This is a genomic window from Leptolyngbya sp. CCY15150 (assembly GCF_016888135.1).
Classification (GTDB): Bacteria; Cyanobacteriota; Cyanobacteriia; order RECH01; family RECH01; genus RECH01.
Genome location: NZ_JACSWB010000135.1, coordinates 1 through 18,127, shown reverse-complemented (window position 1 = coordinate 18,127; position 18,127 = coordinate 1). Strand labels below are relative to the sequence as shown.

The following is an 18,127-nucleotide window of genomic DNA, read 5'->3' as shown; positions in this document are numbered from 1 at the left end:
GGTGTACCTGCCCCTCGTAATCAAGATGAACCTAAACAGTTAGCATGTAACAGGCTTGGGTATCAGCATCATGACGATGAAGGAGAGCAATAGCTGTCGTATTGAGGTTTGATAAGTCTCCAATATTTGGGAAGGGTGAGCTAGCAGTGGGATAAGTGGTTTACTCGTAGATCTTTATCTATCGCTGGATAACGACGGTTATTGCATTTTAGTTGAATACTATGGGCATTCCCGCCAAAATGGTTTGGGAACTATCTACGTAGATTATGTTGGGGGTTTTGTGGACACCCTAGGTGCGATCGCCTTTTGATGGCATGATAGATGATAGGGGAATGGTGATAGACGAGGAGCCATATGGACACCAACGCAACATCCAACCAGCCAGAGCAGGATTCACAGCCGAATGCACCGTCTGTTGACCAAACGGGCTACTACAGCAACGCGCCTGAGGTGGGGGGTGGGTTGCCGGTGCTGCAATATTGGGCGGAGCATACCCTATCTCTGGAAGGGCCCGATCTATGGCGAGCGCTGACCCATAAGAGTGCCTGTCTGTCCTGCGCTTGGGGCACCGGCGGACAAAAGGGTGGTTTTACCAACGAGATAGAAGAACCACTGCAGCGCTGCATGAAAAGCGTAGAGGCGATTTCAGCGGAACTACAGCCGCCGGTAGCGTCCCATTTTTTCGATCGCCATTCTGTCGTTGAACTCCAGCAGTTAACCTCTTTGCAAGCCGATCGCTTGGGTCGTCTCAGTTTTCCGGTGATCCTGCGGGCAGGACAGTCTCACTATGAACGTATCTCATGGGAGGAAATCTACCAACTGACCGTGGCTGCTTTTCAACGACCACCGGAGCGCGTGGCGTCCTATAGTTCTGGGCGATCGTCGAATGAGGCAGCATTTTTACTGCAATTGATGATGCGGGCTCTGGGATCTAACCATTTGGCAGACTGCTCTGATCTCTGTCACGTGCCTTCAACGGTGGGCCTTAAGCAAGTTTTTGGTTCGGGTACGTCTATGGTCAGCCTGGAGGGACTGAAACAGGCGGATTGCGTGGTGTTGCTGGGGTCGAATGCACCAGCTAACCATCCTCGACTGATGAATGAACTAATTCATCTACGCGATCGCGGCGGTCGGGTGATTGTGATTAATCCGGTGATTGAGGTAGGTTTGGTGAAGTTTGCATCGCCGGCTTTCCCTCGCCAGCTCTTGTCGGGTTCTGACATTTCGTCTCTCTACCTCCAGCCAATTCCTGGGAGCGATACGGCGCTGCTGCTGGGTATCCAAAAGGCCTTGATTGAGCGCAATTTAATTGACCGCGACTATCTTCAACGCCACACCGAAGGATGGGAGGCGGTGGTAGACCAAGCGCGATCGCTTTCCTGGGATGCGATTACAGCTACCTGCGGTGTGTCTCAACTGGAGCTAGAGCAGGCCGCGCTGATGATTGGTGCTTCGGAGCGGGTGGTCTTTGCCTGGGCGATGGGCATCACTCAGCAGAAAAATGGGGTGGACAATGTCCATGCGATCGCGAATACGGCGCTGCTGACGGGGAATGCAGGTAAGCCAGGTGCAGGCACCATGCCTATTCGCGGACATTCTAATGTGCAAGGCTTTGGCTCCATGGGGGTGACGGCCAATCTGCGGCAAGATATTCAAACGGCATTGGAAACTTTACTAGGGCGATCGCTCAACCGTACACCAGGCTATCGGGCCCGAGACTTAATGGATGCAGCGGATGCGGGTCAGGTCGATACGTTACTCTGTTTGGGTGGTAATGTCTATGCGGCAAATCCTGATCTCAAGCAAGCTAAATCAGCGCTCGGTAAAATTGACACGGTTATTTATCTATCCACGAAGCCGAACCTCGGGCATTTTCACGGTCTAGGACGCACCCATACTCTGATTATCCCGGTGTTTAACCGCTTTGAAAATCCCCATCGCACAACGACCGAATCTGGTAACAACTTTGTGCGGCTCAACGATCCAGGTAAAACTCATCTCAAAGGTGCTGACCTGATTGCCGAAGTGGACTTTCTCAGCGAACTGGCCCATCGGCTCCATGGCGACCATCCCGTCAACTGGCGGCAGTTGCAAGACACCCGCTATATTCGTCAACTGATTGCCCAGACTATTCCTGGCTATGAAGCGATCGCCACGATCGATGAAACGAAAACTGAGTTTACTATCGGCGGCCGTATCTTTGATGAGCCTAAATTTGCCACACCCTCCGGTAAAGCATCGATGTTTGTGACGGAGTTGCCCCAACTGAATTTACCCGACGCCCAAAGCTTTGCCGCACCAGCACAGACGGATGGCCGGGTCGTCGCCTTGATGACCGGCCGCAGCTATTCCCAGCATAATACGGTTGTATACAAAGAGGGCGATCGCTATCGAGGGATGCCCCACCGCCACTGTATCTTGATGAATCCTGCCGATGTGCAGCAGGCGGGATGGCAGGAGCATCAACGGGTTACGGTTCAGGGAGATGCAGGTCAATTAGAGAACATCGAAATTATCTTTGGAGCCGTACGCTCGGGGGCTGCCTTCATGTTTTATCCAGAAGCCAATGTATTATTTACGGCAACCACCGATCCCAAGTCCGGCATTCCCGCCTACAAACGGGTACCAGTCTTGGTCTATGCGGCTAAGCCATCTGAGGCACCGGTACATCTTACCTAAGATGCCCTGAACGGGAGCGCGAGGTTTGAAAACCTTGTCCAGCTCCGTAGGAGACGGTTCTAAATTCCACTTGGTTGGATGTGGGACTGTAGAGGACATAGGTGGCTTGATTAGGACGACGCCCCACACTGCCGACACCGACCACCCGGCGAGGCTGCATGGTTTGTTGGTGAACGGTGGCGGGTTCATCTAAGGTCGTTACGCTAGATTGGAGGGTGCCGTCTTCGATCCAGCATTCAAAAGCTTGACCCGATCGCCCACAAAACAGATGGTCTGCATCTGCACGGATTAAGCGATCGCATAGTTGAATAGCAGGGGTTTCTGGGGTAAGTTCATCACTGTAGCTCACAGTGCTGCCGTGAATCAACAAACAATCCAGTTCATGGAAACCAAAATCTAGCGATCGCAGCCATTGCACTGCATCGCGACTGAGGGACTCCCATAAGGTGTTCACCGCGTCTGCACCGTAGGCTGTCAGGAGTTCCGGCACGTCCATCTGTAGACCCATACCGTGGAGATTAAAGCACTGTTCTTCCCACCAGCCAGTGCAAACTTGGGGGGATAGTTCATGGTCACGGGGCGATCGCAGCCGCTGCACCACAGCTTCATTCTCGCCCTGCAAACCGACTACATCCCCGAGAATATAAAGAGAATCCACCGTTGACCACCGTAGATCGGCTAGCACAGCCTCATAGGCCGCTAAATTACCTTCAATGCCGCTTAAAATTGCCCATTGTCCTGTCATAGGTCGCTCTCGGGTAGTGTTGTAGATTGGAGAAGAGGGGCATTGCTGAATCGATAGATGATCTGCCCTCATCCCCAACCCTTCTCCCTAGGGAGAAGGGAGCTAGAATTCTTATTCCCTCTCCCTGGGGAGAGGGCTAGGGTGAGGGCGGATTTAGGAATTCATACTTGTATTCAGCAACGCCGAGAAGAGGAAACAGATCACTAGGTTTTCTGCTTATCGTTGACAGACATGTCCTGGATCATCAGCTCGTTCTGCAAATTCTAGCCCCTGAGCTAAACGCCAAGCAAAGATCGGCGGTAGTCCTTGTTCGATAATAGCAGCACAGGTGCGCTGGTAGTCATAGGGAACTTCCCGTAAGGCAACTTGGGCTGTATCGGTGTCATAAATAACATAGGTTGCGTTAGGGCGACCATGGCGGGGCTCTCCTACAGAACCAGCATTAATAATCTGTTTCACCGGCGTTGTGAACTGGTGAGTGGTGTCTGGATGATTGGGTTGATGAACCCGCACAGAGAGATGACCTTGCTCCAGTCGGCGCACGTAGGGGACATGAGTGTGACCACAAAATAGGGTATCGGCTCCGGTGGCAAACACCCGCTCTAGGGCAGCAAAGTTATCCATACTCGGCAGCAGATATTCATGCTGGCTATTGGGACTGCCATGAACAAAACAAAGGTTATCTCGTTGTAAACTCATGGGCAGCTTTGCCAGATAGTCGCGTACTTCAGGATGAATAGTTTGATTCGTCCATTCATGGGCTAGGCGTCCGCGTTTTTCGGCCAGTTGGGAAGGATAGCTACATTCGCAGGCATTCAGCCCTTCCACAATATCTTCATCCCAACAGCCTTGACAGGTGGGGATATCTAGGGAGCGAATCATTTCTACAACGGCATTGGGATGGGGCCCATAGCCCACCAGATCGCCAAGACAGTAGATTTGGTCGGCTTGCTGATCATCAATATCGGATAGGACAGCATTGAGTGCTTCATAATTCCCGTGAATACAGGATATAACGGCAAGTTTCATCGTGTTCTCCTCATGGTTCGACCGAAAAATTAGGCTGTTGCCTCGACGAGTTGGCGCACCTGTTGCTGATATTGGGCGATCGCTTCATCCGGTAAACAAGCATCAACAATCGCCTGGGCGATCGCCTCTTGATCTACAGTCCATCCAATCACCTCAATGCCACTGAAGCGATCGGGACGTCCATCCAACCAGCGAGGAATCATCAGTTCTGTATATTCACTGCCCGGCAAACCGTTCACAAAATCGATATGAAAGGCGCGTCCATCCGGCATTTCAAAAATTCCCTTGGCCCGCTGCACCTGGCCATAGGCTCCACCGATGATCTCGTTCCATACCGTATCTAAACTGGGTGGATCAAACACCTGACCCGTGAGGGGCGATCGCCAAATTGCTGGTAGATCGGGATGATCAGCGATCGCTATCTCATTGCCAGGAATCACCTCATCTGCCCAGCCGTGCCACTCCGAATCGGTGAAAGCTATGGGCAGGATGGCGACGCGATGGCAAGGTAGAGATGCCAGAAAGGATGAGGTTAGATCAAGGTGAAAGCCAAGCTCCACAAAGACTTGGGCATCTTCGGGTAGGTTGCTAAATGCTTGGACAACTTGGTCATCGGGAATCACCTGCACCCAGGGAAACTGATAGGCAACCCGGGCCAGGTCTACCGAAATGGTTCCTAGACCTGGACAAAAATAAAATAGGGGCCGGGATTGATCGGCAAAAAACTGACTCATCCAAGCTGTTTTTCCGCTGCCCGACGGGCCAGCAACTGCAATCATAGGGGAGGAAGACATGGGAATTATGGAGATGATTAACGGAGCAGGATAGGCGTGATCATATCAGAGGCTTGACAATCCATCAGCTCTTGGCGCAACTGCTCTGCATCCAGCTGCCGTCCAATAAACACCAGTTGGTTCGCGTAGGGCGAGGAATTCCAAGGCTCTACGTCTAGGGTACAGCGCTTACCGCTGAGCTGAAAAATATGTTTATGCTGGCTTTCGGCAAACCACAGCAGACCCTTGGCCCGAAAAATGTCGATGGGCAAACGGTTCAAGAAGTCCTCAAATTTGCGCAGGGAGAAGGGGCGATCGCTCTTGAAGGACACCGACACAAAGCCATCGTTTTCGAGGTGATGGGAGTGGCGAGGATCGTCATGGTCATGATAATCATGGCCGTGATGGTCATGATCGTGATTATGGTCGTGATGAGCGTGAGGATCACGGTGATGATCATGATGGTCATCGTGATGATGATGGGAGCTGTGATGATGATCGTGATCATGGAGGTGAGCCGGAGCCGGTTCATCCAAGGAAATCAGCTCATTGTAGGTGGTTGGATCGTGAAAGCCTACGTCTAACAGCAGCGGTAGGGGAACCTCTCCGTGGCGGCATTGAATAATGCGAGCGCCATCTTTGATGTCGTGGATGTGCTGTTCTAGAGCCTCTACTTGGTCAGCCGAGACTAAATCTGTTTTATTGAGTAAAATAATATCGCCATAGATAATCTGCTTGAGGGCCGCCTCACTCTCAAAGTGGCTAGGGGTGAACTCTGAGGCGTCCACTAGGGTAATCACGGAGTCTAGGCGAGTCATATCTCGCAGCTCTGTCCCTAAAAAGGTCAACATAATCGGCAGTGGCTCAGCAATGCCAGTGGTTTCAATCACCAGATAATCAATCCGATCGGTTCGCTCTAGCACATTATAGACAGCCTCAACCAGACCATCGTTGATGGTGCAGCAGATGCAGCCATTGCTCAACTGCACCATATCCTGATCGACGGAGACGAGCAGTTGGCTATCAATGTCAATATCCCCAAATTCATTGACCAGTACAGCAACTTTGAGATCGTGGCAGTTGTTTAAGATCGTATTCAGCAACGTGGTTTTACCGCTGCCTAAAAAGCCGGTGATCACGGTGACCGGAAGACCGCGCTTCGGAATGGTAGGAGATGGTGTGGATGGGGTCATGATAAATCTTGCCGATGAGCTGGTTTAGTAGGCTAATTTGGTTATCCGGGGAAGGGCGATCGCTCCTATGAAAATCGCAAGCTGGGTTACAACAATGATCGGGCCAGAGGGTAGGTCAAATAATGCCGAGAGGAAAATACCGACGATGGCACTGAGGGCTCCTAATAAGGCTGAGAAGACCACGTAGGTGACAAAATTTCGACAGATAAGTCGGGATGTGCAGGCTGGAATGACAATAAAGGCGCTGACCAACAAAACGCCAATGGCTTTAATGGAAATGCCGACGACCAAGGACAGCAGCACAATAAAAGCACTGCGGTGAAACGATACCGAGACGCCGCGAGCGATCGCCATGGGTTCGTGCAGAGTGATCAACATCTGGGTGCGTAGAGTTAAGCCAATAAACAGCGCGCACATCACTAAGAGCCCAATCCCCAGACCAATGTCAGCGGATCGGACGGCTAAAATATCACCGAACAATAAGTTATTAATCCCACCTTTATACTGGCCAATAAAGCTGAGGGTGATGATGGCGATCGCTAAGGATGCTGAGTAGATAATATTCAGCAACGCATCTGTCCAAAGGCGGGTACGCTCTAGCAAATAGGTGACGCCGAGGGCAAATAGAACCGCAAAGGGGAGCAACACGGCGGAGGGATTGAGCCCTAGCAGTAGGCCAAAACTAATGCCCAACAGTGCCGAATGGCCGAGGGCATCACTAAAAAAGGAGAGCTGCCGCAAAATGGTAAAGCTGCCCAAGAGTCCACCCATGAGTCCTGTCAACACGCCACCGATCAGGGCCCGCTGCATAAACGGAAACTGGAAAAGCTCAACGACGCGGATTAAATCAGGTGGGATAGACATGGCGGCAGGAGATAGGACTTAGGAGACAGGAGACAGGAGATTTAGAGAGTGAGCAAGGGGCGATCGCTTCCAGATCGGGATCAGACCGGCTGCAGGTGGGTTCATTGTATCGTTCTGCAGGATCGGTTCTTGATGAACGCAGACCTGATGCAGACTCATGAATGGTGATGGTGGTAGCGAATGAACTCGGAACCGTAGGCGGCGGCTAGGTTGTCGGGCGAGAGGGCATGATCGGGACTGCCTTCACAAAGCAGCGTGCGGTTGATACAGAGGACGCGATCGCAATGCCGACGCACCATATCTAGATCATGAGACACTTGAATGATCGTCCAGCCCTGCTCGTCCTTCAGTTGGTAGAGCAAGCGATAAAACTCTCCCTCACTGCGCACATCCATCCCCGCCGAGGCTTCATCAAGAATCAGCAATTGGCGAGGCCGCACGAGACAATAGGCTAGCAGGACGCGCTTGGTTTCTCCCCCCGACAGGCTGCCGATCAGGTGTCGGCGCAGATGGAGAGCATCGACCTGGGATAGAGCCTGACGAATGGCATGGTGGCGCGATCGCCCTCCGGCCCAAGGAAGCTGAAACCCTAGCCGATCCCAGCCGATACCAATCAGCTCCTCGACGGTAATCGGCACCCGGCGATCAAACAAAAAGTTCTGCGGCAAGTAGGCAATCTGCTCACGGAGGCTAGGAGGCAGGTAACCCTTACGGCTTAAGGGCTGACCCAGAATCTGGATCGTTCCCTTCTGTCTAGGCAAAATTCCCAAAATGGCTTGAACCAAGGTGCTTTTCCCAGCTCCATTGGGGCCCACCAAAGCCGTATCCGTTCCGGCTTGGATGGTAAACGACACATCCTGCACGGCCATGTGCTGTTCTCGATAGACCGTTAACTGTTCAACGGTCAAGATGCTCTCACTCAATCTGTACCTCACTGAGTCAAACGACTGCTCTAGTCTTGCCGAGACATACGGCGATCGCCCATGGGGCATCACGATCCCACGTCATGGAAGGCGATCGCTCTATTATCTCACTCCAACGGGTTGCACAACAGTGGCGAATGGCCGAGTTGCCCAGGTAGGCGGTAGGATCATCGCCAAGGGTTGGGGCATCCCAGGGGAGAGCCACGACTGAACCGAGGTGCTAAAGGCCGCTTCTAGGACATCAACATTCTGACGCATAATCGTGAAATAGGCTTCTGGCTCCGTAGCTGTTGCATCCCCGGTTTCCATCGGGTCAAAGGCGCTGACCTTCACGTTCAAATCGCTGGACAAGGAGGCAAACGCTTCGTCTCCAGCTTGGGGTTCGGTCAATAGGGTTTTTAGACTAGAAGCCTCCACCGTTTCAATCACCCGCCGCACGTCTTCGGGGGAAGGATTGACGTCCGGCACGTCCACCAAAAACTCGGCTTCGAGGCCATAGCTCTCGGCAAAGTAGGGGGCAAAGTCATGAAACGCCACAAAGGTTTGCCCCGCGTAAGGCGCAAGGCGTTCCGTAAATTCTGCATCCAGAGCCTGAAGCTGCTCAATGTAGGCGGCAGCGTTGGCCCTGTAGTCGGTTTCGCCCTCTGGATCAACCGCAATCAGACCATCGCGAATGGTTTCCACCTGTTGAATCACCCGCTTGGGATCGAGCCAGATGTGAGGGTTATACTCCCCATGGTGGACGTGACCAGCATGGCTATCGCCACTTTCTGCTGCATGCTCATCCCCGTGCTCATCACCGTGATCGTGGCCGTGCTCATCACCGTGGTCATCGCTGTGCTCATCACCGTGACCTTCCACATCCTCGTTGGAGAGAACAGCAACACCCTCACTGGTGTCAATCAACACAAGATCGGCATTACCAGCATTAGCGATGAGGTCATCGAGGAAAAACTCCATCTCCAGGCCGTTCTTCACCAACACGTCGGCATCGGCGATCGCCTGCACATCCGATGGCTTAGCTTGGTAATCATGGGGGCCAACATTGGCCGGCAGCAGTTGAATCACCTCAGCGCGATCGCCCGCCACAGCCTTGGTGAACTGGGTGATGGGGACAAATGTGGTGATCACCTGCAGATCAAGATCATCGGCCTGTTCGATGGCCTCACCCTGGGTTAGCTCCTCATCCGTCACGCCCGTTGGCTCAGACGCACAACTTCCCAATCCAATCACCACCGTGGAGGCGATCGCAAACGAGACCCGGCGCAATAATCCCTGATTTTGAAGCATTATGAACTCCTACAATAACGTCACATCAAAGCTTGGCTAGGCATTGGCCTAGTCTCATGGGCGCAAGAGGTCTGCAACATCTTTGCCATGGGCAAGGACAGACTCTAACGGTGGCTTAGGTAGAGATTGGGTAGACATGGGGACTTGAATCACCAAAAGACGGTGAACGAAGACAGGGCAGAATGAGAATGGTTATCATTCTAGGACATCCTACCGCATCTTTCCATGAATCGTGACCCTTGTCTAATAGCTTTTTAAGCGGATTTGGCATCAGGCGTTGGCTCTTATCCCCGGTGCTTCGCTCAACCTTATGTGCCAAAACCACGACCACGAGGGGCGATCGCCCAAGTGATCAGTTCGCCCTGCTGACCACCTGCCGCTAGGTACTGCCCTTGGGGATGCCAAGCCAGACAGGCAAAGCCGCCGGGGGCTCCCTGGAGGCGCTGGATTAGCGTGTGGGCAGACTTACACAGACAGACGGTTCCATCATCGGCGGCTGAGGCTAGCAGTCGTGAGCCTGGCTGGAAGGCGATCGCCACCACTCGACTCATGTGGACGGATAGCGGTTGGGCCGCCCAGCCGGCATTGGGGTCAGCTTCTTTTTGCCAAATAATCACCTCTTCTGCACTGATGCTGGCTAGGAGAGGTAGCTTATTCGATTTAGCATCACTGGGCCAGGCCAGTTGACGTACCTTACCCGGAAAACCTTGCATCTGCCACGGAGCTGGGTTTCCCATTTCCCATACTAATAGGGTGCGATCGTGGTTGCCCGCCGCTAGGTAACGACCGTCGGACGACCAAGCGATCGCTTCGATAGCGGCGCTGGTTTCCCGTTCTTCTGGAGAGGCATCCCAGGCTTGGCGTTTCCATGTCTTAATCGCGCGATGTCCTGCCACTGAGAGATGTTCTCCCTGGGGATGCCAGGCTAGATCCAGGACTGAGGATGCTTCAAAATCTAGGGTGGCAACCTGAGTTTGGGTCGCTACATTCCAAACCTGCACCGATCGCCCAAAGCTGATGGCTAGCTCTGGATCTGTAGGATGCCAGGCTAAGCGATCGACCCAAACCCGATCTTCCCGTAACGCCTGAATTAACTGGGGTGATTCCGTTAGGCATGACCAGATCTGGGCAGATCCATCTTGCCCGCCGGTGGCTAAAAACTGGCCGTCGGCAGAAAAGGCTAGGGTATCAATGGAGCGATCGCTCTGGGCTTGCAGGACGGTGGCACTTCCAGAAGCGATCGCATACAGGACTACATCACCGGCGGCAGTACCGACGCCTAGGGTTTGACCATCGGGCGACCAAGCGATCGCCGTCACATATTCGGGTAAGGTAGTTTGCCAGTGGAATTTAAGCAAGGGGTGGGTGGTGGGCATGGGACAGAAAACTCAGTGATCACGATATGCAGCTTTGGCGTTGCTGAATAGAGATATGCAACCGGAATGGGAGCAAGATACTCACCCTACCTGGATCGTAAACGAACTGCGAGTATGAGCATCTCGCTCACGGTTCCTTAGCACACATCATCTTGCGATTCAGCAACGCCTTTTCTAAGATAAGAACGGTTACGTTAGACTAAGCATTCTCGAAAACGCTCTAGTAAATTCAGAGATTCTAAATTACGGCCAATAAACACCAGCTCATTCTTGCGGGTCTCATCGGGTCGCCAAGGACGATCTTGACGGCCGTCAAATAACATATGAATGCCCTGAAAAACAAAGCGACAGTCTTCTCCGTCAATATTGAGAATGCCCTTCATGCGGAAAATATCGGGGCCATGATTACGCAACAGCTCTCCCATCCAAGCATTGAGGCGATCGCCATGCAGGGCACCTGGTTCCACAATGGCGATGGAAGCTACGGTTTCATCGTGCTCATGGGCCGTTTCGCTGAGAAATTCAGGATCGATCTGTAGTGCATTGTTAAGGTCGAAGGCAGAGATACCTAAAATATCGTCCATGTCGATCTGGGCATCACGGGTGCGGTGGATCTTAGCGATCGCATTCATCTCCCGAATCCGGCGCTCTAGGTCATCCAATTGTTCAGGGGTAACTAGGTCAACCTTGTTGAGTAAGATGACATCAGCAAAGGCAATTTGTTCTACCGCTTCCTCCGCGTCCCAATGTTGCCAGATATGCTGGGCATCCACCACCGTCACGACGGCATCTAACTGCGACTGGGCCTGCACGTCTTCATCCACAAAAAAGGTTTGGATGACTGGGGCCGGATCAGCAAGACCTGTGGTTTCAATCACGAGGTGATCAAAGCGATCGCGCCGTTTCATCAAGTTGCCAATGATACGAATCAAATCACCCCGCACGGTGCAGCAAATGCAGCCGTTGTTCATCTCGAAAATTTCTTCATCCGCATCCACCACAAGCTGGTGATCGATACCCACCTCACCAAATTCATTGACAATCACCGCTACCTTTTTGCCATGTTCATAGGTGAGGATGCGGTTGAGCAGGGTGGTTTTGCCTGCCCCTAAATAACCCGTGAGCACGGTAACGGGAGTTGGAGTTGTCATCGCAGTCGTGACCATAGGGACGCCTTTATCGGATGTGCAGTAATGAAATGTGTAGTAGACTGACAATGATTATCATTTTAGATCAATTGAACGGCAATGGCTGGGTGATGTACCGAGGTCACCTGTCAGTGCATGGCTGATTCCTAGGCTAACTCATAGGCCGATTCATCCATCGATCGGGGTGAACTAGCTCGGCCAGCCATCGCCAGCCCATGCCATGACTTCATCGACGATCAACGAGATCTGTATGCATACTACTACCCCTGCGCAGGAATTGGCCCCTTGGGCAACAGGTAACCCTAGTCTAGGCAAGCGATCGCTCCCAGAGACCTTGATATTGCCATCCTGGGTGCCGGCCCCCAGGCGCTCACCTTGATCACCCACGTGCGGCAAAAAAAGGCCCCCCTGCGCCGCCGGATCGTAGTCTTGGATAGTGCTGGACAGTAGATGCAGCAATGGCATCACCAATTTGCCGCTTTTGAAATTCCCCCATTTGCGATCGCCCGCTGTCCATCATCCTGACCCCGATCACCATACCCTGGGGAGTTTGGCGGCAGAGCGATATAAGGATCGGTGCAGTTTTATGAACAGTTCCAGGTGCAGCCACCCCAATGGACGAGAGCTGCTTGGCAGGTGACCTGCGATCGCACTCCGGAGCATGGCTGCCTAGCCCACCTGCCAAGGGATCGGATTTGGCTGGCGACGGGGCATCACCTGGACGTGCGGCAATGGTCTCTCTTGTTAGACCTACAGACCGTTAACCCAAGCTTGACCCGGTTGCCCGCCATTTTTACGGAGCAAAAATGGCCAGCGATCGCATCGTGCCGGCCCTCACCAAGGCTACTGTTTAATCGCAGCCGAAAAAAATCAGTGATTTTACGGAGTTTAGACAGTGGCAAGTCGCCAATTCTTGAAGTATGATTACATAGGAGAATCAAATTTAGTTGCGTCTACTACAAAACAATCTGCATCTGCTAGTAAATCATCGGGTTATTCAGTCAATCTGCAGGGGTATCGCTGAATAATCTAGATAGAGTTCACTACCACAATCTCTGACTATGGTTCACAGCTCAAGGCTGTTAGCGGAAGAGGCGATTCAGTTGAGGAAAGCAATAGCCTGTCCTCCTCACCGAGCTGTGTAGGGCGCTACACCATTCATTTGATTCCGCTATTCAACAGTCTTTTTAATATCCTTAACTTGATTCTGAGCCTAGAGTATTAGACCTAGACTGAGGGTTGATTGTGCATGGATACAACGTCAAGGTTACCTATGGTGTTCTGAGGTCGTCTACCATCTAATGTTTACGTTAAAAACATTACCTCAGATGGAGTTTTTCAGTCTTGAGACATTTGTCAATTGGTCAGTTAACGCAACAATTTCAGCTTAACAGTGACCAGCATTTTACCGGTGAACTAGTCGTTCACTCCAGCAGCTTAACTGTTGGACGGTCGGGTGCAACCTATTCCTGGAATCTTTACTTTTTATTGGGGCGGCTTGTTTGGGTCAGCAGTCATGTTCATCGATTTCGTCGATGGCGACGGGCGATTCTGCTCTTTGCTCCCCAGCTTGATCCAGACACGATTCAGTTCTCAGGAACTGTTGATTCTCCCTTCATGGAATATGCCGTGATGATGGGTCTGGTTCGGCAACAGCGGCTGCATCGCAATCAAGCGATCGCCATTGTCGAACATCTCATTTGTGAGGTGCTCTTCGATATCTTGCAAGAGGGCGATTCCTTCGAAGCGATCGCAGATCAATCTGACCTTCTCAAGGCTATGGGAGAACCGATCACCATTCTCAACCCGCGTCAGTTATTGACGAAGGCCTATCAACAGTGGCAAAGCTGGTGTAATGCAGAGCTGGCAAGATATTCGCCTCACCTAGCCCCCTACATTAATAACCGTGAGGAACTACAAAAACGGGTATCGTCTAAGGCCTATAGCATGTTGTCAACGCTCATCGATGGGAAGGCGACCTTGGCTGACCTAGCCGTGACCGTGAAACAGCCTGCTCTCAAGTTGACCCAGTCGCTCACACCTTATTTTCGTAAAGGGCTCTTAAATTTACGATTAGTTCCGGATTTACTGCCACAACAGTTGAGAGACGTTTTGGCAGAGCAGAAGGCTAATCGTTCACCCAAGGTGCTATGCATTGACGATAGTCCTGCTATTTGCCGACAGCTTGAAACTATTCTAAAGCAATCGGGTTATCAATGCGTGAGTGTACAGGATCCGCTCCAAGCTATTCCAAGCCTATTAGAAGAAAAGCCCGATCTCATCTTCTTGGATCTGGTGATGCCGATCGCTAGTGGATACGAAATTTGTTCCCAAATTCGACGAATTTCCATCTTTAAAGATACACCAGTGGTCATTTTAACCGGCAATGATGGTTTGGTTGATCGAGTACGAGCTAAGATGGTTGGGGCCTCAGATTTCTTATCAAAACCAGTGAATCCTCACAAGGTTTTAGAGGTAACTCGGCGCTACTACCCAAAGCAACGGCCTGATGCACTCAGCACTCAGCACTTAGATTCAGGTGGTGCATCGGGCCAAGCACTATTGATGCTGCAATAGAAGCTTTAGGATCATCGATCAACGAACCTATCCGATTAACTATCCGAAGATTAAAGGATAACCATGGCTCAAGGGCAATGCCATCGGTAGGAGCAAAGGGGTGCGATCGCATAGACAAGGTTTGTTAAGACATGGCTATGGGCGGCAATCTGGTTCACACATCAAAACGAGGCACTATATGTCAACGGTTCTACTTGTAGAAGATAGCGTCACTGAGTCCGAAATATTAATGCAATACCTTCAGCAAGCTGGGCTCACCGTTGTCCTAGCCCGCAGCAGCGAAGAAGCTCAAACACATTTGGTGCGTCAGCATCCAGACTTAATTGTGCTGGATGTGATCTTGCCAGGACAAAGTGGCTTTGAGCTTTGCCGCGAGCTAAAAACTAGTCCTGGCACTGATTCTATTCCAGTCATCATGTGTTCAACCAAGGATACAGATGCCGATAAGCTTTGGGGAAATATGTTGGGAGCCGATGCCTATATCCCTAAGCCCGTTAACCAACAAGACTTAGTTAAGGAAATTCAACGATTGATGGGGAGATAATATGGCTACATCATCAATCCCATCCCAAGTCTGGGATCTATCTCAACAGGCCCAAAAGGGAGATCCAGAGGCGATCGCCACGCTCCTTAATCAACAGATGAATCCCCAAGGAATCTGGATTAAAGTCGGCTGGAAAGATGGATGTTTAGGACTGCTTGTAGAAGCTATATCAGTGCCCAATGCTGATACAGTAGTCTCAGATATTTATCCGATTTTAAGAGATCTAAAGATTGAGCCAGTCCAGGCTGTTCGCCTCTATGGACGGCAGCAGGGCAGCCATCTCCCGGCATGGCGACGCGAATTCCAATTGGCAGCTACGCCAGAATCAGGCTACAGTGTGGTTTCTCTGATGGATTGGCTAACACAAGGGAGCGATCGCCCATCCAGTACGAGCCAGCCCCCAGCCGCCCTCCGTGAGTCACGATTTTTAGAATGTCAACTTAGCCCACAGGACAGGATTCTGATTGCTCTAGAAGACATCCAATCTGTCTTTCAGCTAACCCTCCCTGAAATCCTGCCCGTGCCCAATATGCCCCATTGTGTTCTGGGGGTTTATAACTATCGCAGTGAAATGTTGTGGATAGTCGATTTGAGTGCGCAGATTGGACTGATAGATTCCATCACCACTCATCCTCAGGACAATGCCCTCACAGCGATCGCTCTCACTGATCAAGACACCACCCTTGGCTTTGTGATGACGGACGTCGTTGGCATTCAAACCCATCCTGTTCATACCTTAGAGATCGCTACTCAAGCTTTATTTCCAGAACAGTCTTTGCCCTATCTATCTGGATATCTTCAGTCCCTAGGGTTACCCGTTTTGAAGACTAAGGCCGTGATGCAGGATCCCATTTTTCAGGTGCATCTCCGCTGATAGCCTCACGTCAAACGCCAGCCCACCATCCTTCATTCTTTCCTCAAGAGTAAAGCATTGGAATTCAAAGATCCTGTAGCTTCTAAACAGCATGAATAGCCTTAATCGAAATTAGGAAAAAGCAATCAATTCTTGAGCTGAAACTGATCGATCTTATGGCTACTACATTCATTTGGGTATCGAGCAATTGATTATCGATCGGGTCTCATGAGTATGAATTGCACTAGCGTCTTACCCCAACTCATCAACTGGGACAGAGCAGCTTGATACAAGCATTCTCGCATCAGCTTCTGATCCATTAAGCAGCAGCTCGATGTCTATAGGCATGGAGATACCTAACTTCTATCCTAGGTTATTGAGCTTACTGTTGTATAGCTTTTACCGTCACCACTACTTACGGAGATTTAGAGTCAATGACAAGTTTTCAAGTTGGTAGTCACCAAGATCCCAAGATGCTCCATGGGTCTAATACGTCAGATCATGACCTGTTTGCAGATTTTATCACGAGTAGCGCAGATGCTACCGAACCTAATGAAATGCCAGCAGAGCTTAATACTGCCTTCTTAGATAGCCGTCATCAGCAAGAGCAACGGATCACGGATGCGATCGCGGCGGTGGAACAAGAACTTAGCCAGGAAACTGAACAGGCCCAGGTCGCTCTAACTCAAATCAAAGCAGAGTTGGAAACCGTTGGATCCCTTAAAAAACCAGATGTCCTTAAAGACATTGATCGCCTATCGGCCCTGGTGCAGGGCGTGCAGCAAGGCGTCAAAGGACATTTGTCAGATGTTGTACAGAAACAGTTTAGCCAAGCTCGCCAGTCAATTCAGCAGGTTGCTCATCACTTACACCGTACCCAAGAGCTAGATTCCTTACTCCAAGCTGTTGTTGCCTCTGTGCAGCAGTTTTTAGGTACAGAGCGATCGCTCATCTATCGGTTTGAGGGCAGCGATCGCGGCAGGGTTGTGGCAGAAGCCTTGGATGCTGGTTGGACGCCAATGCTGTCAGAATCGTTGCCAGCCCTGTGTTTTGGCTTGGGTCAAGCCATCGATTATCAACGACAACAGATGGTTGTGTTTGATCATGTATCCCGCAGCATCACAACACCCTACCAAAAACAACTGATCGATAAATTTCAGATACAGTCTATGGTAGTCGTACCAATTATACTGGGTGGAACACCTTGGGGGCTACTGGCTGCTCACCAATGTAGTAATCTACGCCATTGGCAAGAAACAGATATTTATTATTTAACTCGGATGGTGGCAGAGATTATACCTAATCTGCAAATCCATTCTTTTAAATTCAAACAAAAACAGTGGGCAGAGCAGAATCACATTCTCACCTTAATTGTTAACCAGATTTATCAAGCAGCTACTGCTGATCAGGTCTTTCGAACTGCAACCGAGGAGGTTCGCAGGTATATCAAGTGCGATCGCGTAGCTGTTTATCGATTTAATCAGGATTGGAGTGGGGAGTTTATTGCAGAGTCGGTTGGGTCAGGCTGGACAAACCTGATGCAAGAGCAGTTTGACAATCCTGTTTTGCGAGCTAATATCAGTGAATGCAGCGTCAAAGATTTAGTTCAGCAAAATCCTCGGATCGTTGATACGTACCTGCGAGAGACAAATGGAGGGCGATTTAGTCAAGGTGAAGTGTATCGAGTCTGCAATGATATCTATACCTCAGACTTTTCCCAATGCTATATCCAAATCCTGGAGCGCTACCAGGCCAAAGCCTATGTGATGGTTGCTATCTATGATAATCACAAGCTTTGGGGATTGATGGCGGCTTATCAATGCAGTGGATCGCGGCAATGGTCCGATGCTGAAGTAGCTATGCTAACCCAAGTGGGTACACAGTTGAATGTCGCTCTGCAGCAATCGACACAAACCACTCGCTTAACTCAGGCGGTGAAGCGTGAACAGGCGATCGCTAAACTCGTGCCTCGGATTCTCCAAGCTAAAGATGAATCCGTCATGTTCCGGTTAGCGGTTCAAGAACTACGTCAACTCCTGAATTGCGATCGCGTTGGGGTTTACCGATTTACACCTGACTGGAGCGGTGAGTTTGTATCTGAATCTGTTGCCAGTGGCTGGGTTCCCCTTGTTG

Annotated in this window: 15 protein-coding genes and 1 pseudogene; 7 read left to right on the top strand and 9 right to left on the bottom strand. The window is 51.0% G+C overall.

The features are described 5' to 3' along the window. Window positions 1-354: 354 nt before the first annotated feature. A complete protein-coding gene (locus tag JUJ53_RS03735) occupies window positions 355-2,679 on the top strand; it encodes an FdhF/YdeP family oxidoreductase (protein ID WP_204150640.1) in 2,325 nt (774 codons plus the stop codon). Here the strand turns inward: JUJ53_RS03735 and JUJ53_RS03730 are convergent. The 9 genes from JUJ53_RS03730 to JUJ53_RS03690 form a co-directional block, all read right to left on the bottom strand. Then, a complete protein-coding gene (locus tag JUJ53_RS03730; protein WP_204150639.1) occupies window positions 2,672-3,424 on the bottom strand; it encodes a metallophosphatase in 753 nt (250 codons plus the stop codon). The genes JUJ53_RS03735 and JUJ53_RS03730 overlap by 8 nt on opposite strands. Before the next feature lie 216 nt (window positions 3,425-3,640). Beyond that, a complete protein-coding gene (locus JUJ53_RS03725; protein ID WP_204150638.1) occupies window positions 3,641-4,453 on the bottom strand; it encodes a metallophosphoesterase family protein in 813 nt (270 codons plus the stop codon). A gap of 29 nt (window positions 4,454-4,482) precedes the next feature. Then, the gene (locus tag JUJ53_RS03720) at window positions 4,483-5,247 is read right to left on the bottom strand and encodes a GTP-binding protein (protein ID WP_204150637.1); all 765 of its coding nucleotides are present in this window, start codon (window positions 5,245-5,247) and stop codon (window positions 4,483-4,485) included. A 17-nt stretch (window positions 5,248-5,264) separates the two neighbouring features. Beyond that, complete coding sequence (locus tag JUJ53_RS03715; protein WP_204150636.1) at window positions 5,265-6,419, bottom strand: GTP-binding protein; 1,155 nt, start codon at window positions 6,417-6,419, stop codon at window positions 5,265-5,267. 24 nt (window positions 6,420-6,443) lie between these two features. Then, window positions 6,444-7,283 carry a metal ABC transporter permease gene (locus tag JUJ53_RS03710; RefSeq protein ID WP_204150635.1) on the bottom strand — a complete coding sequence of 280 codons (840 nt, stop codon included), beginning with the start codon at window positions 7,281-7,283 and terminating at the stop codon, window positions 6,444-6,446. Between the two features lie 155 nt (window positions 7,284-7,438). Then, on the bottom strand, window positions 7,439-8,206 hold the full coding sequence (locus JUJ53_RS03705) for a metal ABC transporter ATP-binding protein (RefSeq protein WP_204150634.1): 768 nt from the start codon (window positions 8,204-8,206) through the stop codon (window positions 7,439-7,441). Window positions 8,207-8,308: 102 nt separating this feature from the next. Further along, a complete protein-coding gene (locus JUJ53_RS03700; protein ID WP_204150633.1) occupies window positions 8,309-9,496 on the bottom strand; it encodes a zinc ABC transporter substrate-binding protein in 1,188 nt (395 codons plus the stop codon). Between the two features lie 308 nt (window positions 9,497-9,804). Continuing rightward, entirely contained in the window at window positions 9,805-10,872 is a 1,068-nt protein-coding gene (locus JUJ53_RS03695; RefSeq protein WP_204150632.1) for a PD40 domain-containing protein, read from the bottom strand. Window positions 10,873-11,066: 194 nt separating this feature from the next. Continuing rightward, window positions 11,067-12,038, bottom strand: coding sequence for a GTP-binding protein (locus tag JUJ53_RS03690; RefSeq protein WP_204150631.1), 972 nt, complete (start codon window positions 12,036-12,038; stop codon window positions 11,067-11,069). 300 nt (window positions 12,039-12,338) lie between these two features. Here JUJ53_RS03690 and JUJ53_RS25425 point away from each other — a divergent pair. From JUJ53_RS25425 to JUJ53_RS03660, 6 genes and pseudogenes are all read left to right on the top strand, one after another. Next, window positions 12,339-12,564 (top strand): annotated as a pseudogene (locus JUJ53_RS25425) (FAD-dependent oxidoreductase); the annotation flags it as partial. A 32-nt stretch (window positions 12,565-12,596) separates the two neighbouring features. Further along, a complete protein-coding gene (locus JUJ53_RS03680; RefSeq protein WP_204150629.1) occupies window positions 12,597-12,944 on the top strand; it encodes a hypothetical protein in 348 nt (115 codons plus the stop codon). Window positions 12,945-13,364: 420 nt separating this feature from the next. Next, window positions 13,365-14,597: a response regulator gene (locus tag JUJ53_RS03675; RefSeq protein WP_204150628.1), complete on the top strand. Its 1,233-nt coding sequence runs from the start codon at window positions 13,365-13,367 to the stop codon at window positions 14,595-14,597. A 178-nt stretch (window positions 14,598-14,775) separates the two neighbouring features. Beyond that, complete coding sequence (locus JUJ53_RS03670; RefSeq protein ID WP_204150627.1) at window positions 14,776-15,141, top strand: response regulator; 366 nt, start codon at window positions 14,776-14,778, stop codon at window positions 15,139-15,141. A 1-nt stretch (window position 15,142) separates the two neighbouring features. Continuing rightward, window positions 15,143-16,015, top strand: a complete 873-nt coding sequence (locus JUJ53_RS03665) for a chemotaxis protein CheW (RefSeq protein ID WP_204150626.1) — start codon at window positions 15,143-15,145, stop codon at window positions 16,013-16,015. Between the two features lie 536 nt (window positions 16,016-16,551). Next, the coding region (locus JUJ53_RS03660) for a GAF domain-containing protein (protein WP_204150625.1) at window positions 16,552-18,127 on the top strand (1,576 nt) is incomplete at its 3' end.